16 protein-coding genes are annotated in these 20,897 nt (G+C 64.1%); 5 read left to right on the top strand and 11 right to left on the bottom strand.

Annotation, left to right across the window (positions count from 1 at the left end):
* Positions 1-287: 287 nt before the first annotated feature.
* Positions 288-2,354 (top strand): M3 family metallopeptidase, encoded by a 2,067-nt coding sequence (locus P8T11_RS02620; protein ID WP_268078451.1) that lies wholly within the window; start codon positions 288-290, stop codon positions 2,352-2,354.
* Positions 2,355-2,743: 389 nt separating this feature from the next.
* Positions 2,744-3,721, top strand: coding sequence for an IS110 family transposase (locus P8T11_RS02615; RefSeq protein ID WP_268077791.1), 978 nt, complete (start codon positions 2,744-2,746; stop codon positions 3,719-3,721).
* A 271-nt stretch (positions 3,722-3,992) separates the two neighbouring features.
* On the opposite strand, the gene P8T11_RS02610 is transcribed toward P8T11_RS02615, so the two are convergent.
* On the bottom strand, positions 3,993-4,829 hold the full coding sequence (locus tag P8T11_RS02610; protein ID WP_277549429.1) for a methyltransferase domain-containing protein: 837 nt from the start codon (positions 4,827-4,829) through the stop codon (positions 3,993-3,995).
* A gap of 247 nt (positions 4,830-5,076) precedes the next feature.
* Between P8T11_RS02610 and P8T11_RS02605 the strand changes: the two genes are divergently transcribed.
* Both P8T11_RS02605 and P8T11_RS02600 read left to right on the top strand, forming a co-directional pair.
* Positions 5,077-5,691, top strand: coding sequence for an SCO family protein (locus P8T11_RS02605; protein WP_268078453.1), 615 nt, complete (start codon positions 5,077-5,079; stop codon positions 5,689-5,691).
* A 137-nt stretch (positions 5,692-5,828) separates the two neighbouring features.
* On the top strand, positions 5,829-6,080 hold the full coding sequence (locus P8T11_RS02600; protein WP_259248605.1) for a GlsB/YeaQ/YmgE family stress response membrane protein: 252 nt from the start codon (positions 5,829-5,831) through the stop codon (positions 6,078-6,080).
* Positions 6,081-6,200: 120 nt separating this feature from the next.
* Here P8T11_RS02600 and adeC read toward each other — a convergent pair whose 3' ends face one another.
* Genes adeC through P8T11_RS02585 form a run of 3 tightly spaced genes read right to left on the bottom strand, consistent with a single transcriptional unit; the run spans position 6,201 to position 12,054 of the window.
* Entirely contained in the window at positions 6,201-7,685 is a 1,485-nt protein-coding gene (gene adeC, locus P8T11_RS02595) for an AdeC/AdeK/OprM family multidrug efflux complex outer membrane factor (protein ID WP_268078455.1), read from the bottom strand.
* Complete coding sequence (locus tag P8T11_RS02590; protein WP_268078456.1) at positions 7,685-10,864, bottom strand: efflux RND transporter permease subunit; 3,180 nt, start codon at positions 10,862-10,864, stop codon at positions 7,685-7,687. Before P8T11_RS02590 ends, adeC begins: the two co-directional genes overlap by 1 nt.
* 14 nt (positions 10,865-10,878) lie before the next feature.
* Positions 10,879-12,054: an efflux RND transporter periplasmic adaptor subunit gene (locus P8T11_RS02585; protein ID WP_277550919.1), complete on the bottom strand. Its 1,176-nt coding sequence runs from the start codon at positions 12,052-12,054 to the stop codon at positions 10,879-10,881.
* A 274-nt stretch (positions 12,055-12,328) separates the two neighbouring features.
* Here P8T11_RS02585 and P8T11_RS02580 point away from each other — a divergent pair, with 274 nt between their 5' ends.
* A complete protein-coding gene (locus P8T11_RS02580) occupies positions 12,329-13,234 on the top strand; it encodes a LysR family transcriptional regulator (RefSeq protein WP_268082466.1) in 906 nt (301 codons plus the stop codon).
* 109 nt (positions 13,235-13,343) lie between these two features.
* On the opposite strand, the gene P8T11_RS02575 is transcribed toward P8T11_RS02580, so the two are convergent.
* The 7 genes from P8T11_RS02575 to P8T11_RS02545 all read right to left on the bottom strand — a co-directional run bounded on the left by P8T11_RS02575 (position 13,344) and on the right by P8T11_RS02545 (position 20,856).
* Positions 13,344-14,075: a pseudouridine synthase gene (locus P8T11_RS02575; protein WP_050448996.1), complete on the bottom strand. Its 732-nt coding sequence runs from the start codon at positions 14,073-14,075 to the stop codon at positions 13,344-13,346.
* A 37-nt stretch (positions 14,076-14,112) separates the two neighbouring features.
* Complete coding sequence (locus P8T11_RS02570) at positions 14,113-15,612, bottom strand: M81 family metallopeptidase (RefSeq protein WP_268078459.1); 1,500 nt, start codon at positions 15,610-15,612, stop codon at positions 14,113-14,115.
* Between the two features lie 45 nt (positions 15,613-15,657).
* Positions 15,658-16,275: an ANTAR domain-containing response regulator gene (locus P8T11_RS02565; RefSeq protein WP_268078460.1), complete on the bottom strand. Its 618-nt coding sequence runs from the start codon at positions 16,273-16,275 to the stop codon at positions 15,658-15,660.
* A 2-nt stretch (positions 16,276-16,277) separates the two neighbouring features.
* Positions 16,278-17,441 carry a transporter substrate-binding domain-containing protein gene (locus P8T11_RS02560; RefSeq protein WP_268078461.1) on the bottom strand — a complete coding sequence of 388 codons (1,164 nt, stop codon included), beginning with the start codon at positions 17,439-17,441 and terminating at the stop codon, positions 16,278-16,280.
* A gap of 61 nt (positions 17,442-17,502) precedes the next feature.
* A complete protein-coding gene (locus P8T11_RS02555; protein ID WP_268078462.1) occupies positions 17,503-18,216 on the bottom strand; it encodes an ABC transporter ATP-binding protein in 714 nt (237 codons plus the stop codon).
* Complete coding sequence (locus tag P8T11_RS02550) at positions 18,213-20,030, bottom strand: ABC transporter permease subunit (RefSeq protein WP_268078464.1); 1,818 nt, start codon at positions 20,028-20,030, stop codon at positions 18,213-18,215. The genes P8T11_RS02555 and P8T11_RS02550 overlap by 4 nt, the downstream gene beginning before the upstream one ends.
* Positions 20,023-20,856, bottom strand: a complete 834-nt coding sequence (locus P8T11_RS02545; protein WP_268078465.1) for a branched-chain amino acid ABC transporter permease — start codon at positions 20,854-20,856, stop codon at positions 20,023-20,025. Before P8T11_RS02545 ends, P8T11_RS02550 begins: the two co-directional genes overlap by 8 nt.
* Positions 20,857-20,897 lie beyond the last annotated feature (41 nt).

Here is a 20,897-nt window from a genome sequence, read left to right as displayed (position 1 = left end):
TTAATTGCCGGGGTTCTTCTGTATAGTCGTTCGCGCTGCACCCATCCTACGATGAACGTCGCACGATGAACGTCGCACGATGAACGTCGCACGATGAACGCCGCACGATGAACGCCGCACGATGAACGCCGCACGGTGAACGCCGCACGGTGAAGGTCGCGCGATGAACGCCCCACGACGCGCGCCGAACGGCGCTCGACGCGCACGGAACCGCGCATTCCTGCCCTTGCTTTTGGACAGATCGCCCCTATCTGCTCCCTATGTCTCTCGCCTTTTCCGGTAACACCATGACCCAGAATCCTCTGCTTGCCCCTGTCTCCGACCTGGTCGATTATGCGGCCGTCAAGCCGGGGCATATTGTCCCGGCCGTGGAAGAACTGCTGGGCATCGCCCGCCAAGCGGTCGACCATGCCGCTGATTCCGCGCTGGCGCCCACCTGGGAAGCCGTGGTGGAACCGCTGGACACCGCGTCCGAACGCCTGTGGCGTGCCTGGTCGGTGGCTGGCCACCTGAACGCGGTAGTCAACACGCCGGAACTGCGCGAAGCCTATAACGCCGCGCTGCCGCTCATTACCGAATTTTCCACCTGGGTCGGGCTGCACGAAGGCCTGTACCGGCAGTACCAGCGCCTGGCCGCTGCCCCCGATTTTGCGTCGTGGTCGCCCGTGCGCCGCCGCATCGTCGAGATGGCGCTGCGCGACTTCCGCTTGAGCGGCGTGGAACTGCAAGGCGCCGACCGCGAGCGCTATGCGCAAATCTCCGACCGCGAAGCCCAGGCATCACAGAAGTTTTCCGAAAACGTGCTGGACGCCATCGACGCCTGGTCCTTGCTGGTAGACGATGAATCCCGCCTGGCCGGCATCCCCGCCGACGTCCTGTCAGCCGCCCGCGCCGCCGCCGAAGAAGACGGCAAGCCGGGTTGGAAGCTGACCCTGAAAATGCCGTGCTACCTGCCCGTGATGCAGTACGCGCAAGATCGCGCCTTGCGCGAAGCGCTGTACCGTGGCTACGGCACCGTTGCTTCCGAACAAGGCGAAGCCAAGTTCGACAATTCTCCGCTGATCGAAGAACTGCTGTCCCTGCGCGCCGAGGAATCCGGCTTGCTGGGCCTGGGCACCTACGCATCGCTGCGCCTGCAAACCCGCATGGCTCGCGACGCCCGCGAAGTCACCGAATTCCTGCGCGACCTGGCCAAGCGCGCCAAGCCGTTCGCGCAGCGTGACCTGGCCGAACTCAAGGCCTACGCCACCGGCGAACTGGGCCTGGACGAGCTGCAACCCTGGGACGTGGCCTTCGCCTCGGAACGCCTGCGCGAATCGCGCTATGCGTATTCCGAAGATGAAGTGAAGCAGTACTTCACCGAACCCCGCGTGCTGGCTGGCCTGTTCGACGTCATTGAAAAACTGTTCGACGTGCGCCTGACCGAAACGCCCGTCTCCACCTGGCACAGCGACGCACGCGGCGTGCGCGTGGAACGCCCGGACGGCGGCTTGATCGGTTATCTGTACCTGGATCTGTATGCGCGTTCGGGCAAGCAAAGCGGGGCCTGGGTGGATAGCGAACGCGCTCGCCGCGTGGTGGCGGGGCAGGTGCAGACGCCGGTTGTCTACCTGACCTGCAACTTCTCGCGCCCCAACGGCGACCGCGCTGCCGTACTCACGCACGACGATGTCATCACGCTATTCCACGAAACCGGCCATGCGCTGCACGCGCTGTTGTCGGAAGTGGACGAACCCGGCGCGGCGGCCTTCGCCAGCGTGGAGTGGGACGCCATCGAATTGCCCTCGCAGTTCATGGAGAACTTCTGCTGGGAATGGGCGGTGGTGCAGAAGCTGTCGGCACACGTGGACACGGGCGAACCGCTGCCGCGCGCGCTGTACGATCGCCTGGTCGCGGCGCGCAATTACCAAAGCGGCATGCAGGCCGTGCGCCAGATTGAATTCGCGCTGTTCGACATGCTGATGCACGACCGCGCCAAGGGTGCATCCATTTCGGAAGTGCTGGCACTGCTGCAGGAAGTGCGCCAGGAAGTGGCGGTGCTGTTCCCGCCGTCGTGGCACCGCCTGCCCCACGCGTTCTCGCATCTGTTCGCGGGCGGCTACGGCGCGGGTTACTACAGCTACAAGTGGGCCGAAGTGCTGTCGGCGGATGCTTACGAGGCCTTCGAAGAAGCCGCCGCCAAGCAGCCCGACAACGCGCTGGGCACGCTGGACCCGGAAACCGGCGCCCGCTTCCGCCGCGAAGTCCTGGCCGTAGGCGGCTCGCGCCCCGCCGCCGATTCCTTCGCCGCCTTCCGCGGCCGCCCCCCCCGCATCGACGCCCTGCTGCGCCACAGCGGCATGAGCGGCACGTAAAACGCCGACGTAGGATGGGTGAAGCGCGGCAAAATCGATGCAAGAAGCACAGCATCTGCCGCGCGTAACCCATCAGCAGCCGGCACCATCACGCCAGCGCCACCAGATGGGTTACGCGCGATTCAGGCCATTGATTTTCTGCCCCGCATCGCGCGCTTCACCCATCCTTGTATGTTTTCATAGCACTTACCGATCTTGCTTCGGGGGTGCTGGGGATCGGGACGCACCCATCCATCAGCCGTCACCAGCGGACTGACGTCGGTAGATATCCCACCCCGCCCAAATACGTCGATTAAGAATCTAGCGGCCGTGACCGCCGATTGATCGCAAGGTAACGAATCGGGCGTGGCTTCCCCAGCAGACACAACGCTATCGCAGGGAGTCTAGAGATGCAAACGTCTCAATCTTTCTTTGGTGTGGATGTGGGGAAATCCGAGGTTGTTGTGGCGATGCACGGGGCGGCCAAGCCGTTGACCCGAGCCGTCAAAAACTCAACGACTGGCTTGGAAAAATGGTTGCAAACGCTGCCGTCCGGAAGCGTTCTTGCCATGGAGTCCACCGGTGGCTACGAGCGCCTGTTGGCCGACCTGGCATATGAGCGTGGACTGCGCGTCTATGTGCTGAACCCCAAGGCCTTGCACCATTACGCCAAGTCGCAGGCTCAACGGGGCAAGACCGACCGACTCGACGCTGTCATGATTGCGCGTTACGTGGCGCTCGAGCACGAGCGGTTGCATAGCTACGAACCTTGCCCGGAGCACATCGAGCGCCTGAGTCAGATCCAACGCTTACGCAAGGTGGCGGTCACGACGCGCACGAGGCTGCGCCTGTCCAGCGATCGGCACAAACACGTGGGCTCGCAAGCTCAGGTCCAGCAAGCGTTGGATGCCTTGGCGCAGTTGGCAGATGCTCTTGAGCGCGAAATGCTCGATCAGATCGCTGCCGAACCCGCCTTGACCGACGACTTCAACTTAATCACCAGCATTACCGGCGTGGGAAAGCTGACTGGGGCCGCACTGGTGACGGCCTTCGCCCGCATCCCGTTCGCCTCCTCGGACGCAGTGGTGGCCTACGCGGGGCTGGACCCCAGGCCCAAGGAGTCTGGCGCCTACAAAGGCCTGCGTAAACTCAGCAAGCAAGGCGATGCGGCCCTGAGAAGCCTTGCCTACAACGCGGCATCCTCAGCAAGCCGAACAGCTGCCTTCAAACCCCTCTACGCAGCGTTACGAGCCAAGGGCTGGGCCTCAACGCAGGCATTAAACATCATCGCCAGAAAACTCCTACGCATCGCCTTCGGCGTATGGAAATCGCGCAAACCCTTCGATGTAAACCTCTTTATGGTCAGCCAAGCTTGCGCCAAACCATAGAATCTACAAAGAGCCGCCGTCGCCACCGTAGGATGGGTGAAGCGCGGCAAGATCGAGGCAAGAAGCACAGCATCTGCCGCGCGTAACCCATCAGCAGCCGGCACCATCACGCCAGCGCCACCAGATGGGTTACGCGCGATTCAGGCCATTGATTTTCTGCCCCGCATCGCGCGCTTCACCCATCCTACAAAGAGCCGCCGTCGCCGACGTAGGATGGGTGAAGCGCGGCACGATCAAAGCAAAAAGTACAGCATCCGCCGCGCGCAACCCATCAAGCAGCACGCCGCGCCGACACCACCAACCACCTTCCATGCACCGACTGGCTGGACCCCGCTTGCTTCCAGAACCCGCGAATATCCGCATCCTCTGCCCGCTTCACACGCCGTCGATAATAAAACCGTGACGGCACCGCCAGCACATGTTCCAACATCCGCTTCGGTTTCGGTTCATCAACCTCGTGCAGCGTGATATCCACGAAACCGTAGTGCGACAACAGCAAATGCAGTTGCGGAAAGCTCCATGGGAAATACGTGATGTAGTCCTCGCCCCGCTTGCGCCCCACCATGGGTCGGAAACCGGAATGGAAGCCGCGCATCAGAAACTGCAGCCTTGACCGCATGTTCCAGGTATTCGGCGTGGTGATGATCACGGTGCCCCCGGGGCGCAGCGCATCGTGCAAACTTTGCAGCATCACGCCCGGACTCGTCATCAGATGAATCGCCTCGCAGCAGACCACCGCGTCATAGGCCTTGGCCACGCTCAGCGGCGTATCCAGATCGTGTTCGGTCACCGATCGGTATCCCGCGCTGGCCGGCGGGAATTCCCATAGGCCCACGCCGTCAACGGCTACTTGTCCGCCGCCTTTGGCTACCGGCCCGCCATCACTAGCCACTTGCCCGCCGACTTCGGCCTTTTGCCCGCCATCACTAGCCACTTGCCCGCCGTCACCGGCCTTTTGCCCGCCGTCACCGGTTACTTGCCCGCCGCCTCCTGCGGACAGCGCCTCACCCAACCAGCCCACGCCGCAAGGCGCGTCCAGCACCTGCTCGGCACCCCGCGAGCGCAAGATATCGATGACCACCGGGTAATACGGGTAACGAAAGGCCATGCTTGCTGCCATATCCACGTTCACACTCTCCTGACATCAATACTGACGACGCACCGAATGTACTTCGGCGTCGCGGTCTGTTGAAAGGGGTAAGCAACGCGCCATAAGTTTGCGGCAGGACAAACATCCCCCTCGCACCAAGCCCGCGACGCCACCCCGCCCGCCGCCCTACCCCGGCCATGAAGGTAGAATCAACAAGCTTGCACGGGCTTGCCCTTCGTTCAACCTTTTGGCACCTCCAGGACTCATGCGACACCTCATTACCGGCCGCGCCTGGCGCGGTCTGCTGTTGGCTCTGTGTGTGTTTCTTGCCGCCTGCGGCGATCGGAACGCGGACTGGACGCTCTACAACGTCAAGGGCCACCTGCCCGACCTGAAATTCTCGCTGCCCGGCGCGGGCGGCAAAACCATCAGCAGCGACGACCTCAAGGGCAAGACGGTGATGCTGTTCTTCGGCTACGCCAGTTGTCCCGACATCTGCCCCACCACCATGGCGCAACTGACCGCCGTGCTGCAAAACCTGGGCGACAAGGCCAAGAACGTGCGCATCGTGTTCGTCAGCGTCGATCCGCACCGCGATACGCCCGACATCCTGCAGGCCTATGTCAATGCCTTCAACAACAGCGCCATCGGCGTGACCGGTAACGAAAAACAGGTGGCGGACCTGGCCCGCCGCTACCGCGTGGCCTACCAGATTGAAAAGCCGCGCCCCGGCGACGACGCCGACATGTACGAAGTGACGCACAGCCGCGGCGTATACATTTTCGACAAGGACGGCCATGCGCGCCTGCTGGCGTCCGACACCGACAGCGTCGAAGCCCTGACCAAAGACGTCCGCCAATTGATCGACATTACGTCCTGAGCCGGACGCCCCGGCGACCGTGCACCGCAGCATGTTGCATGGCAACCCCACATACCAGTTGTTACAGCCGCCTAATAAAGAGCGTGGGTATCATCATTGCGCATCGCCCCCTTTTTTCCAAAGCAAGGAGTACGCGCATGAGCATTATCATCATGATCATCGTCGGGTTCATCGTGGGCTTGATCGCCCGCGCCATCATGCCCGGAGACCAGAACATGGGGATCATCATGACCACCATCCTGGGCATCGTTGGCGCCGTGGTGGCCGGGTTCCTGGGACAGACGATGGGTTGGTATGCGGAAGGCGAACCCGCGGGCTGGATCGCGTCAGTGATAGGCGCCATCATCGTGCTGTTCGTGGTTGGCATGATCGCCCGCAAGCGCACTTGACGCCCTGCTAAGGCAACATCAATAAAAATCGGGCCGATCTTTCGATCGGCCCGTTTCTTTTGCGCTGAGTGTCTTTTGCGCTGAGTTTATTTTGCGCCGCAAAATTTCAGCGCACGCGGTTTACGACCCCGTGACCGGCACGGCCGGCGCCGTCTGCGCCGCCACCGTGCGTTCGGTCCAGCCGCCGCCCAGCACCTTGTACAAGGTAACCAGATTCGACAAGCGCGCCAGGCGCGTATCCACCAAGGCCTGCTGCGACGTATACAACGAACGCTGCGAATCCAGCACGCTCAGGTAGTCGTCGATACCCTGGCGGAAACGCTGGTCCGACACGTCGTAGGCGCGCTGATTGGCATTCACCAGCAAGCGCTGCGCTTCAATCTGGTCGTCCAGCGTGCCGCGCCCGGCCAGGGCGTCCGCCACTTCGCGGAACCCCGTCTGGATGGACTTTTCGTACTGCGCCACCTGGATGTTCTTTTGCACCTTGGCCAAATCCAGCCCCGCCTGCAACGAACCGCCGGCGAAGATCGGCACGGTGATCTGGGGCACGAAGCTCCAGGCGCCCGAACCGCCTTCGAACAAGCCGCCCAAGCTGGCGCTGGCGGTACCCGCCTGGCCGGTCAGGCTGATGGTGGGAAAGAACGCCGCGCGCGCCGCGCCGATATTGGCGTTGGCGCCTTTAAGCTGATGCTCGGCCGCACGGATGTCCGGGCGGCGCGCCAGCAGGTCGGACGGCAGGCCGGCGGGCAAGGTGGTCGGCAGCATGCTGTCGTCCAGCTTCACCGCCTGGTCCAGCGCCGCGACAATCTCGGGGGACATGGGCTGGCCCACCAGCAGCGTCAACGCATTGCGGTCCTGCGCGGCCTGGCGCGTGTATTGCGACAGGTTGCGCTGGGCCGTGCGCAGCGACACTTCCGCCTGGCTCAAGTCCAGCGCGGTTGACAGGCCCTGGTCATAGCTTTGCTGCGTGAGCTTGAAGGAATCTTCCTGGCTCGTGAGCGTGTCGCGCGTCAGGCTCAGCAATTCCTGGTCGGCGCGCAGCGTCAGGTAGGCGTTGGCCACTTCGGCAATCAACGTCAACTGCGTGGCCGTACGCGTTTCGTCCAGCGCCAGATAGGACTCCAGCGCCTGGTCGCTCAGGCTGCGGATGCGGCCGAACAAGTCCAGTTCCCACGCCGACATGGCGGCGCCCACCTGGTAGCTGCGGCTGGTGGTGGCGCGGCCGCTGGCGGACAGGTCCGCCGGAGTGCGCTGGGCGGATTCCTGGCCGGCCACGCCCACGCTGGGCAGCAGGTCGGCGCGCTGGATGCGGTACTGCGCACGCGCCGCCTCCACATTCAAGGCCGCCACGCGCAGGTCGCGGTTGTTCTCCAGAGACAGTTCAATCAACTGTTGCAGCAGCGGGTCGCTGAAAAAATCACGCCAGCCAATATCGGCTGTGGACATCCCCAACGCCGCATTGGAACCGTCCGCCTTGTAGGCCGGGCCGGTGGGATAAGTTGCGCTGACCGGCGCGTCCGGCCGTTCATAGGTAGGGGCCAGCGAGCAGCCCGCCAGGGCCGCCGCCAGGGAAACAGACAACAAGGTTCTCATCTGAAGTTTCATTATGGTTGCCCCTCGGCGGACACGTCCTTCGAGCCGTTGGCGCTGGCATCGTGCTTGTCTTGGTTTTCGCTGATGCGCTTGACCTTGAACACGCGCAGCATGATCACGAAGAAGGCCGGAACAAAGAAGATGGCCAGGAACGTGCCGGTCAGCATGCCGCCGATCACGCCCGTGCCGATGGCGTTCTGGCTGCCCGACCCGGCGCCCGACGAGATCGCCAGCGGCGTCACGCCCAGGATGAACGCCAGCGACGTCATCAGGATGGGACGCAGGCGTTGGCGGGCGGCGTGGATGGCCGATTCCGTCAGGCTTGCACCGGACTCGAAGTGTTCCTTGGCGAACTCCACGATCAGGATGGCGTTTTTGGCCGCCAGCCCCACCGTGGTCAACAGCCCCACCTGGAAGTACACGTCGTTGGACAGCCCGCGCGCCAGCGTCGCCAGCAGCACGCCGATAATGCCCAGCGGCACCACCAGCATGACCGCCGTCGGGATGGACCAGCTTTCATACAAGGCGGCCAGGCACAGGAACACCACGATCAAGGAAATCGCGTACAGCGCCGGCGCCTGCGAGCCCGACAAGCGCTCTTCAAACGACAGCCCCGTCCATTCAAAGCCCACGCCCACCGGCAGCTTGGCCGCCAGCCTTTCCATTTCTTCCATGGCCGCGCCCGAGCTGTAGCCCGGCGCCGCCTGGCCCTGGATGTTGTAGGACGGCACGCCGTTATAGCGGTTCAGCTTTTGTGGGCCGAAGCTCCACGTGGCCTTCGAGAATGCCGAGAACGGCACCATGTCACCCGCGCTGTTGCGCACATACCATTTGTTCAGGTCGTCCGGCAGCATGCGCGATGATGCCTCGCCCTGCGCGAACACCTTCTTCACGCGGCCACGGTCAATGAAGTCGTTGACGTATGACGAACCCCAGGCGGTGGCCAGCGTGCTGTTGATGTCGGACACGGCCACGCCCAGCGCGCGCGCTTTCTCGCGGTCGATGTCCAGTTGGTACTGCGGCGCGTCTTCGATGCCGTTGGGGCGCACGCCCACCAGCACCGGGCTCTTGGCGGCTTCACCCAGCAACTGGTTGCGCGCGGCAAGCAGCTTTTCATGGCCCACGCCGGCGCGGTCCATCAGCTGGAAGTCAAAGCCGGTGACGTTGCCCAGTTCCATCACCGATGGCGGTGGCACCACGAACAATTGCGCGCGGCGCTCGGTCTTGGCGAAGTGCGCGTTGGCGCGCCCCGCCACGGCGGCCGCCTTCAGCCGGGCGTCGCCGCGCTCTTCCCAGTCACGCAGCTTGATGAACAGGATGGACGCGTTCTGGCCACGGCCACCAAAGTTGAAACCGTTGACCGCGAACACCGAGGTCACGGCGTCCTTTTCTTCGGTCAGCAGGTACTTGGTGGCGTCGTCGATGACGGCCTTGGTGGCTTCGGCGGTGGCGCCGGCGGGCGTCTGGATCTGGGCGAACAAAATGCCCTGGTCCTCGCCCGGCAGGAAGGCGGTGGGAATACGCGTGAACAACCAGCCCATGGCAATGACCAGGGCCAGGTACACGATCATCAGACGCTTGGTGCGGTTCAGCCCGCGCGCAACGGTGTTGGCGTAACCGTTGCTGCTGCGTTCGAACGCGCGGTTGAACCAGCCGAAGAAGCCCCGCTTGGAACCGTGATGGCCCTTGGGAATGGGCTTGAGCAAAGTGGCGCACAAGGCCGGGGTGAAGACGATGGCGACCAGCACCGACAGCACCATCGACGACACGATCGTGATGGAGAACTGGCGATAGATCACGCCCGTGGAACCGCCAAAGAACGCCATGGGGACGAACACGGCGGCCAGCACCATGGCAATGCCGATCAGCGCGCCGGTGATCTGGCTCATGGACTTGCGGGTGGCCTGCTTGGGCGTCAAGCCCTCTTCGGCCATCACGCGCTCCACGTTTTCCACCACCACGATCGCGTCGTCCACCAACAGGCCAATGGCCAGCACCATGCCGAACATCGTCAAGGTATTGATGGAATAACCAAACGCGGCCAGCACGCCGAACGTGCCCAGCAGCACCACCGGCACGGCCAGCGTGGGGATGATGGTGGCGCGGAAGTTCTGCAGAAACAGGTACATCACCAGGAAGACCAGGATGATGGCTTCCACCAGCGTCTTGAACACTTCATGAATCGACAGGCTGACGAACGGCGTCGTGTCGTACGGATACACGACGTCCATGCCCTGCGGGAAGTATGGCTTCAGATTGTTGATGGTGTCGCGCACCGCCTGCGCCGTATCCAGCGCGTTGGCGCCCGGCGCCAGCTTGATCGCCAGACCCGCGGCCGGGTTGCCGTTGTAGTAGCTGTCGATGGCGTAGGTCTGCCCGCCCAGCTCAATGCGCGAGACATCGCGCAAACGCACTTGTGAACCATCGGTATTGACCTTGAGCAGGATCTGGCCGAAGTCTTCCGGCTTCTCCAGGCGCGACGGCCCGATGATGGTGGCGTTCAACTGCTGCCCACGCACGGAAGGCAGGCCGCCCAACTGGCCGGACGACACCTGCACGTTCTGTTCCTTGATCGCCGACACCACGTCCACCGTGGTCAGCCCGTAGTTCACGAGCTTGGCGGGGTCCAGCCAGATACGCATCGCGTACTGCGAGCCGAACAGCTGGAAGTCGCCCACGCCTTGCGTGCGGCTGATGGGGTCTTGAATGTACGAGGCCACGTAGTCGGCCAGGTCGTCGCGGGTCATCGAGCCGTCGGTGGACACAAAGCCCGCCACCATCAGGAAGTTCTTGGTGGCCTTGGTCACGCGTATGCCCTGCTGCTGCACTTCCTGCGGCAAGAGCGGCTGCGCCAGCGATAGCTTGTTCTGCACCTGCACCTGCGCCGTATCCGGGTTGGTGCCCTGCTTGAAGGTCAGCGTGATGGACATGCTGCCGTCGGAATTGCTTTCCGACGAGATGTACTGCAAGCCGTCCAGGCCGTTCATCTGCTGTTCGATGACCTGCACCACGGTGTCCTGCACGGTCTGCGCGGACGCGCCCGGGTAGGTCACCGCGATGCCGATGGCGGGCGGCGCGATGTTGGGATACTGCGAGACCGGCAATTGCAGGATGGACAGCGCACCGGCCATCATCAGCACGATCGCGATCACCCAGGCAAAAACCGGCCTATCGATAAAAAACTTTGCCATGCATGGCTCCCTGATTACTGCTTGGCCGGGGCGGCATTGGCCGCCTGGGGCTGCTGCGCCTTGGCGCCGGCTTCGGTGGCGACGACTTCAACGCCCGGACGCACCATCTGCAGGCCTTCCACGATGACCTTGTCGCCGGCGGCCAGGCCGTCGGTAACCAGCCACTTGTCGCCAATGGCGCGGTCGGTCTTCAGTTCACGCAGTTCCACCTGGTTCTTGGCGTTGACGACCAGCGCCGTCGGCAAGCCGCGCTGGTTGCGCGTCACGCCGCGTTGCGGCACCAGCAAGCCGTCGGCGGCCACGCCGTCAGCCAGCCGCGCACGCACGAACATGCCGGGCAAGAGGCGACGGTCGGGGTTGGGGAACACCGCGCGCAGCGTGATGGAACCCGTGCCCGGGTCCACCGTGACTTCCGAGAACTGGAGCTTGCCGCTCTGCTTGTATTGCGAGCCGTCTTCCAGCGTCAGCGTGACCAGCGCGGCCTGTTCGCCGTCGGCACGCTTCAACTGGCCGCTGGCCAGTGCGTCCTGCAAGCGCAGCAGTTGCACGCTGGACTGGGTCACGTCGACGTAGATCGGGTCAATCTGCTGCACCGACGCCAGCGCCGCGGTCTGGTTGGCCGTGACCAGCGCGCCTTCGGTCACCGACGAACGGCCGATGATGCCTGCAATGGGCGACAGCACCTTGGTGTAGACCAGGTTGATGCGCGCCGTATCCAGCGCGGCCTTGGCCGACAGCACATCGGCGGCGGCCTGGTCGCGGGAGGCCACGGCGTTGTCGTAGGTCTGCTGGCTGACGGCGCGCGTGGCCACCAGCGGTTTGTAGCGTTCGGCCAGCAAGGCAGCCGTCTTCTGCTGCGCCTGGGCGCGGGCCAACGCCGCCTTCTGGCTGTCGACGCTGGCCTGGTACAGCGCGGGGTCGATCTGATAAAGCTGCTGGCCGGCCTTGACCTCGCCGCCCTCGGTGAACAGGCGCTTTTGCACGATGCCGTTCACCTGCGGCCGGACTTCGGCCACGCGAAACGGCGAGGTGCGGCCCGGCAATTCGGTGGTCAGGGAAACAGGCTGCGTGGCCAAGGTCACCACGGTGACCTGCGGTTTGCCCGCCTGCGGTGCGTCTTGCTTCTTGCCGCAAGCGGCCAGGGTGAGAGCCGATGCCGTCAGCGTGAGCACTGCCGCGCTGCGCCACATAGCGCTTTTCTTATTCATAGATATTCCCGATTTCCGACAAAAAAGGAGCCCGCCTCCCGCCCGCGGTAAGGGGGGAGGTCTTGTGCATCAAAGGGGTGGATTGGCATTGAAAACGCAAGAAGGGCTTTAGTGCATTGCTGCATTGCAGAACCCGCATTCTGAGTTATCCCGCCCTGGAAACAAAGGGGCGCGGAAAGAAAACATCATTCCATTTATGGGACAATTTCCCACTCCGAGTCTGTGAAAGAATCTCGACATGAAACGCTTACAAGGCATGGAGCTCTTCGTCGAAGTGGCCAAGACACGTAGTTTTAGCCGCGCTGCAGCAACGCTGGGCGTGCCTAAATCCACCTTGTCTCGCCAGGTGGCCGAATTGGAAAAATCCGTGGGCCTGCGCTTGTTGAGCCGCACCACCCGCAAGGTGGAATTGACCGACGCCGGGCGGCTGTACTTTGAACGCTGCCAGCGCATCGTGGCCGAAGCGCAGATTGCCCATGAAGAATTGCAGAAACTGGTCGACACGCCAGCCGGGCCGTTGCGGGTGAACATGCCCGCCGATTTCGGCACGGACTTCCTGGCTGAATCGTTCATGGAGTTCTCCCGCCGCTTTCCCGACGTCACGTTTTTCCTGGACCTGGCAAACCCGGACCACGCCTCGCGCGTGTTCCAGACCTGCGACATCTCGATCGAAATCGGCGAACTGCCCGATTCGACGCAAATCGCCCGGCTGCTGGGCATGCTGCCCGCGCACCTGTATGCCTCGCACGACTACCTGGAAAAGCACGGAGAACCCAAGCACCCCAGTGACTTGACCCGTCACGAGTGCATAGAATTCCGCGCGGAAGGCGCGGGCCGCGTCACGCGCTGGCCGCTCAACTGCGGCGACCAGCACATCGAGTTCACGCCGGGCAACCGGTTTTCGGTAAACGGTGTCGCGATGGCGCGGCGCCTGGCCATGCTGGGCGCGGGCATCGCGGTGCTGGTGGGCGGCCAGACGGCCGAACAGCAATCAGGGCAATTGCGGCGCGTATTGCCAGACTGGCAATTGGGCCCCTTCCCTGTCTATGCGGTCACCGAAACTCGGTTGCTGCCGGCCAAGACCCGGATCTTCATCGAATTCCTGATGGAGCGCCTGGGCAGCAACGGGCAAGCGAAGGATACCCCCGCTTTCATGAAATAAAGGGGGGTCGGAAACAGACTGAAAAATCTGCTGGGCACCGACATCAGTTGTCGGCTGAGCCGAACAGGGAAGCTGAATATTCCCTGAATGATGAATCAAAAAAGAAGGATCAAAACCCTTCGTCGTCGCGCAGATAACGCCACTGGCCAAGCGGCAAGTCACCCAATTGCACGCGGCCGATGCGTACGCGCTTCAAGCCCACCACTTTCAGGCCGACCAGTTCGCACATGCGGCGAATCTGGCGCTTCTTGCCTTCGCGCAGCACAAAGCGCAGTTGGTCGTGGTTCTGCCAGCGCACGTGCGCGGGCTTCAGCGCCTTGCCATCCAGCGACAGCCCGTGATTCAAGAGTTCCAGCCCACGGTCGGGCAAGTCACCCTGCACCCGCACCAGATATTCCTTGTCGACGCTGGAGTCTTCGCCAATGAGATGCTTGGCGATGCGGCCGTCTTGCGTCAGCACCAGCAGGCCTTGCGAATCGATATCCAGGCGGCCAGCCACGGCCAGCCCTTCCAGATGCGCGCGTTCGAAGCGCTGCGGATGGCGGCAGCCGGCAAAGCGCGAGCGCGAGTCAATCAGCGCAACCGCTGGCGTGTAGCCCTTTTCCGCCTGGCCCGACACATAACCCACCGGCTTGTTGATCAGGATGGTCACGCGCGAGGTCTGGCGCGCCTGCGCGGCGCGCTCAAGCGTGATGACCTGGTCGGGAAACGCCTTGGCGCCCAGTTCGGACACCACAACACCGTCCACGCGGACCCAGCCGCGTTCGATATAGCTGTCGGCCTCGCGGCGCGAGCAGAGTCCGCGCTCGGACATGAGCTTGGAGATACGTACTTTTTCCATGGGCGGTATTGTATGCGGACGCCAAGCGCCATGCGGATCAAACGGCAGGATCGTAGTCGGACGGGGCCATGGGTTCCAGCGGATAAAGCGGGCGGTGCCGGCGCTCATAGGGAAACAGTGAAAAATCCGAACTGGTGACACCCGCGCTGGCGCATTCCACCAGCGCCTGCGAGATGGGTTCGAACACCGGCCGGCAGTACATCCGGGACTTCACCAGCACGAAGCGGGCGCGCCGGGGGTCCAGTCCCATGCTTTCGAATACGCCCAGGTCCCAGGGTTCGTGTGTCCTCTCGGTGATCACCAATTGCGCGGCGCCGATATCCAGCACCGCGCTGCGGCCCATGCAAGCCGTTTGGCCGGTGTAGGTGGGACCCGTGATGACATACTGGCCGTCAGTGACCGCGCCGACCCGCCCTTTCAACAGCACCGGCGCGGCCGGACGGCCGATGGCCGGGATGGGCCGCTTGTTGCCCACCTGGATCTCGACCTGCTTGCCCTCGCCCGCCGCCGTCAACGCCGCCACGGCCTCGGGGTCGCAATACAGACCGGCGACGATGCCGGTCAACCCGGCGTCGACCGCCGCCATCAGCACTTCCATGGTGTCGCACGTGCCCCCGGACATGCAGTTGTCGCCATGGTCCAGCAACAGCACCGGCTTGCCGGCGCCGCACGCCAGTTCAACGGCGCGGGCCAACGAAGCGGCCAAGGGCTCGCTGTCATAGAAAAACCCGTCGCGCGCGGCCCAGAGGGTTTGCGCCATTTTGGTGGCCGCCTGTTCCGCCTGCGCCGGGTCGCCCGCGCCCACCACCACCACGCTCAGGCACGGAGCGGGAATATCGGCCAGGGCGAACCCCGCCAGCACGGACACGCCCAGCATGCCACCGGCTTCGGCCAGCCGGGCCGCCTGCACGGCGTCGCGCATGGCGCCTTGCGCCGTGGCGCTGCGCAACGTGTGCGTCATCAACGGCAGGCGGCGCCACGCCATCACCGGGCGCGGCCCGCCGTTAAGCCAGTCAAACAGGATGCGGCCCGCGTGCTCGCCGGTTTCGTACATGTCCACGTGCGGGTAGGTCTTGAAGCTGATGATCACGTCGGCGTTGGCCATCATCTTGGGCGTGACGTTGCCATGCAGGTCCAGCGCCACCGCAATCGGCACGTCGGGCGTCTGCTGGCACAGGCGCTCGAGCAGGTCGCCCTCGCCGTCATCGGTGCTTTCGACCGCCATGGCGCCGTGCAGGTCCAGCAGGATCGCGTCGCATCCCCGCGCGCCCGTTACGATCGCGTCGCAAAGCGTGCGATAGGCCGCTGCGTCCACCCGGCCGCTGGGATAGGCGGTGGCGGATACCGGCGTGACCAGCGACGCGCCGTTCGCCTCGGCAAGATCAATAAAGGCCGACATGGCCGTGCGCTTGCCCTTGTTGTCGTTGTAGGCCTGCGCATCGAAGGCGGGGCCCTCGTTGCCGAACGCCGCCAGCGGCGTGGGCACGGGCGAAAACGTATTGGTCTCGTGATTCAGGCGAGCGATCATGACTTTCATTGTTTTCCTCTTTGCAGGCGGGCGCTTGGAACCCTGTTGCGGCGGTCATGGGCGCGCGCCGCCCAGGCCGAGTTTTTCCATGGCCTCGCTGGCCTCGATGATCATCGCGGCCACTTCCGCCACACTGACGCGCAGACCCGTGGCGCGGGTCCGCATGTGTTCATAGGCCGCGCGTTCGTCCAGCCGCTGATGGTCCATCAGCACGCGGATCGCCTTTTCAATGACGCGCCGCGCCTTGATGGTGTTCTCCAACTTGTCGATCTTGACCTGCTGCCGGCTTTGGAACTGCTTGGCCGACCGCGCCAGCACCAGCGTGCTGAGGATGCCGGCCGAACGGAATGGCCGCGTCAGCACCCCGTGGGCATTGGTTTTGAGCAATAGCTTGAGCGTGGTGGGCGTTTCGTATTCGGACAGCGCGATCAAGGTGGCTTCGACTTCGCTGGCGGACCAGGCCGAACTGTTCTGCACGCACTGCGAAACCTGGAAGAAGATGACATCGGCGCCGGCGGGCGCGGCGTCCGGAAACGGCCAATGCAAATGGATGCGGCAACCGATGCGCTTGAGTTGCTCGACCAGCACATCGCGGTCTTCGCCCGGTGGGTACACCACCGCGACGGCCACACTGCGCAAGTCCTCGTAGAGGCGGCGTAGGCTATGGTCCATGCTCATTTCAACCAGAAATCGTCCAGACCGAACGCCGTCAGATAAGGGTCCGGCTTCACCGGCTGGTCGCTTTCCCAGACGATATCGAACCGCCCGTCCGCCCGGCACACGCCGATGCGCGGCGTCAGCACACAGTGGTTATTTTCCGCCAGGATGGACATCTGCCCATCCGGCGCGTCGAACTGGACCTGGTGTACCGCCCGCACCAGCTTGCGCGTGTCCATGCTGCCCACGCGCTGCAGCGCCCGCGCGAACAGGTGCACCTGGCTGTAGCAGGTTTCGGCATAGACGCTGGCGGGACGCTCGCCGAAGCGGTCGCGCCAGCGCGCCAGGAAATGCTGGTTGGCGGGCGTATCGACGGTGTTGAAATAGGTCGCGGCGGTGATGTGGCCCACGCAAAGCCGCGGCCCAATCTCGGCAACCTCGGATTCCGCCATGGTCAGGCTGGCGATGGGAATATGAGCCGTTTCCGCCCCCGCCTGCTGGCAGGCCTCGTGGTAGCGCCGATAGAAGCGCTGGGCGTCATCGCCGATCAGGGTGGAAAACACCACATCCGGCTGGATGCGCCGGATGTCCGCCACCACGTCGATGATGTCGCTTTCATCGCAGCCCAAGGCCAGATAGGTCTCGTCCAGGATCTCCCCGCCGTGCTCCTCCACGGTCTCGCGCATGATGCGGTTCGTTTCACGCGGGTAGATGTAGTCCGCCCCCACCAGAAAAATGCGCGAGCCGCAGTGCTGGATCAGGTATGCGGCCAACTGCATGCTGCCCTGGTTGGGCGCCGCCCCGGTGTAGATGACGTTGGGCGAATACTCGAAGCCTTCGTAGACCGAGCCGTACCACAGCAGGGAGTTGCTGCGCTCCACCACGGGCAGCATCGCTTTGCGGCAATGCGAGGTGCAGCCGCCGAAAATAACGCTGACTTCGTCGTCCAGCAGCAGGCGGGCCGCCAGGCGCCGGTACTCCTCGGCGTCGCTGCGCGGGTCGTACACCACCGGTTCCAATGGCCGGCCCAGCACGCCGCCCAAGGCGTTGATCTCTTCCACGGCCAGCACCGTCCCGAAGAAATGCTGCGACTCGGTCGTGCCCGTGACGCCGCTGCGCGAATACAGCACGCCGATGCGCCACCCGGGCCGGTCTGCGTCCTTGTCCTGGAGCGAGGTCATGATGACGTCCTTAAGCGTAAAACCCGCAGGCTGGCCATGGCGACAACCGACATGGCGGCGTTCATACCTTGAGATGGTCAATGATATTGCCGATGGCCTGGGGCGCACCAGCATCGCCCTCGTCCACGATGGCGCCCTGCTTGAGCACCAGATAGCGGTCGGCCACGTCCAACGCAAACGCCACGTTCTGTTCGACGATGAACAGGGTCGTGCCGCGCCGTTCTCGCTCCCAGTTCAGGGCGCGGCCCAGCCGTTCGATCACCGATGGTTGCAGCCCTTCGGTGATTTCATCGAGCAGCAACAAATCGGGCCGTTGCATCAGCCCGCGCGCCACCAGCAGCATCTTCTGCTCTCCGCCCGACAAGGTGCCGGCGTGCTGGCGCAGCCGAGTCGCGAACACCGGGAAGAGCTCGACGATGTCGGCAAAGCGCTCGTCGAAGAGACTCTCCCGCGGCAGGCCCAGGCGCAGGTTGTCGCGGATGCTCAGGTCGGGAAACAGGGGCTGCTCCTGCGCCGCGTAGGCAACGCCGCAGCGCGCCACTTCGTGCGGGCGCAAGCGCGTGGTGTCCACCCCACCCACGCTGACACGACCGCGCAGCTTGGGCAGGTACCCCATGATGGTCTTGAGCAGTGTGCTTTTTCCCATGCCGTTCTTGCCCAGCAGCGCCACGCAGGCGCCCCGCTCGACCGACAGCGACACATCGTTCAGCACCACCGAGCCTTTGTAGCCGCTGGCCACGCCTTCCAGGCTTAATGCCGGCCCCATTCCCGTCATTGCCCTGCTCCTTGTGCAGCCTGCGCGCTGCCCGCGTAAATGGTACGCACCAGCTCGGATTCCACGACGTCGCGAAAGCTCCCGTCCATGACGATCCGGCCTTGGTGCAAGACGACGATCCGTGTCGCCACTTCCTTCACAAAATCCAGATCATGTTCCACCAGCAGGCAGCACAAGCCGTACTTGTGCGCCAGCGATGACAGCATCTGGCCGATCTGCGCCCGCTCGGCCTTGCTCAGGCCCGCCGTGGGCTCGTCCAGCAGCACGATGCGCGGCTCCAGCGCCAGCACCATCGCCAGTTCCAGGGCCTGTTGCTGCCCGTGCGACAGGTCGCGGGCCACGCTGGCCAGGGATTGGTCCAGCCCGGTCACCCGCAGCACCTCCAACGCGTAAGGCGGCAAATCCAGCGTGGGCGACCGCCGCCACCACGATGGCTGTTCGCGCAAGGTCGTCGCGATGCGCAGGCTTTCGGCCACCGTCATCGTGTCGAACACATTGGCGTTCTGGAACTTGCGCCCCAGGCCGTAGCGCACGCATTGCTCTGGGCCATCTTGCAACACGCGCTGGCCGTAAAGCGCCAATTCTCCTTCGGACCGCTCGGCGCCATCGGCGATGCAGCGCATCAGCGTGGTTTTACCCGCGCCGTTGGGACCGATCAGGCCCACCAGTTCGCCGCCCCGGGCTTGCAGGTCGATGCCTTCCAGCACTTTCAGGCTGCCGAAGCGCTTGGCGACGCCAGACAGGCTCAACGCCCACGACGTCCCGCTGGCCGGCGGCGCCTGCCCGGCACGCACGCCAAGCACCGGCACGGGGGCCGTGGCGCCGCGCCGCAAAAACGGCGCGGTCAGCAGCGGCAGCAGCCCGCGCGGCAACAGCAGGATCACCAGGATGAACGTCACGCCCAGCAGCAACTGCCACAGGAACGGCAGATTCCCGCTCAGGTAGGAACCCGCCACATTGATGAGGATGGCGCCCAGCACCGGCCCCCAGATGGTCCCGCGCCCCCCCAGCGCCACCCAGATGATCAATTCCGTGCCGAACACGAAACCCGTGAGCTCTGGCGCCACCACGCCGCTGAACGCGCCATAGCCGAACCCCGCCAGACTGGCGACGGCGCCGCACACCACCAGCAGCACAATGCGCCAGTGGGCGGTGTTCAGGCCCAGATAGCTGCAACGCGACTCGTTGTCGCGCAGCGCCACCAGAATGCGACCACCATCGCTGCGCACCACGACCCACGCCAGCAAGGCCACGACCGACAACGTGCCGGCCGCAATCACATACCAGGCCTCGAGCGACAGATCGAACGTCTCGTAGCCCGTCAGGCCCGAGGACGACCCGGTATAGGTGCCACCGGCCAACACCAACTGCATCAGCACGATCGGCAGCACCAGCGAGATGACCGTCGCAAAGAACGGCGACGCCCCCCGATAGAACGACAGCCACCCGGTCACCAGCGCCAGCACCACCGCGGCGCCCACGGCCGCGAATGCGGCCAGCACGGCGGTGGTGGGCGAAAACCCGTAATGCGTGAAGGCCAGGCCGGCGGCATAGGCACCCACCCCAAAGAAGGCGGACTGGCCGAACGTCAGATGGCCGGTGTAGCCCCACAGCACGTCCACGGTCACCGCCGCCATCGCAAAAAACAGCGCCTTGATCAGCACATTGAGCAAGTAGGTGTCGAACAGCCAGGGGCCGGCCACAGTCAGTATCAGGCACGCGGCGGCCAACCACGGCAGCCCGCGGCCAAGCGGCCTGCGTGAGGCGGGCGCGGAACCCGCCTGCGCGGCCTGGGTAAGCGAATGCTCAGTCATGGGCGAATCCTTGAGGACGCAGGCGCAGCGTCAACGCGGCCAGGACGGCGATGGTGACGCCGCCCAGGATCGGGCTGACGAAAATGCTCACCAGCACCTGGCAAGCGCCATAGACCACGCAGGTCAGCAACAGCGCGGTGATCGAATGCCCCGACACCATGACCAGCATGAATGCGCTGACCAGCCACGGCAGGCCCATGTTCGGGTCCACGCTGGACAACGGTGTGATCAGTGCGCCGGCCAACGCACCCAAGCCGGCGCCCAGGCCAAACGTGGTGAAGCGTATGCGCTCGGCATTGATGCCCAGGCCGCGCGCCAGGTCTTCGTTCATGATCACGGCGCGGGTCCGCACGCCGAAGCGGGTGCCGTTAAGCAGCAGCGTCATGGCGGCATAGATCAGCAACGCCGCGGGCACCAGGAACAGGCGGTACGCCGAATATTCCATGCCCAGAAAAGACACGGCGCCCTGGATCGGCGAGTCCACGAACTGCACTTCACGCCCGAACGCCACGGTAATGAGCTGACCGATCACGATGCCCAAGCCCCACGTAGCCAGGATCGCGTCCAGCGGCCGCTTGTACAGCGGCTGCACGATCAGGCGTTCCACCCCCATGCCCACCAGCACGCCAACCGCCAGCGCGAACGGCAGCGCCACCCAAGGGTTCAGGCCCAACTGGGTCACAACCAGACTGGCATAGCTTCCCAGGGTAAGAATCGCCCCATGCGCGAAATTGACGATCTTCATCACACCGAAGATGATCATCAACCCCGACGTCACGATGAAGAGCATGGCGGCCGTGCTCAAGATGTCCAGCAGCAAACCCATATCGATCTCCGGCGCCGCCAGCCAGGCCGGCGGCGCGTATC

It is taken from the genome of Achromobacter spanius (assembly GCF_029637605.1).
Lineage (GTDB): Bacteria > Pseudomonadota > Gammaproteobacteria > Burkholderiales > Burkholderiaceae_B > Achromobacter > Achromobacter spanius_E.
This window is presented reverse-complemented; position numbering and strand designations above follow the sequence as displayed.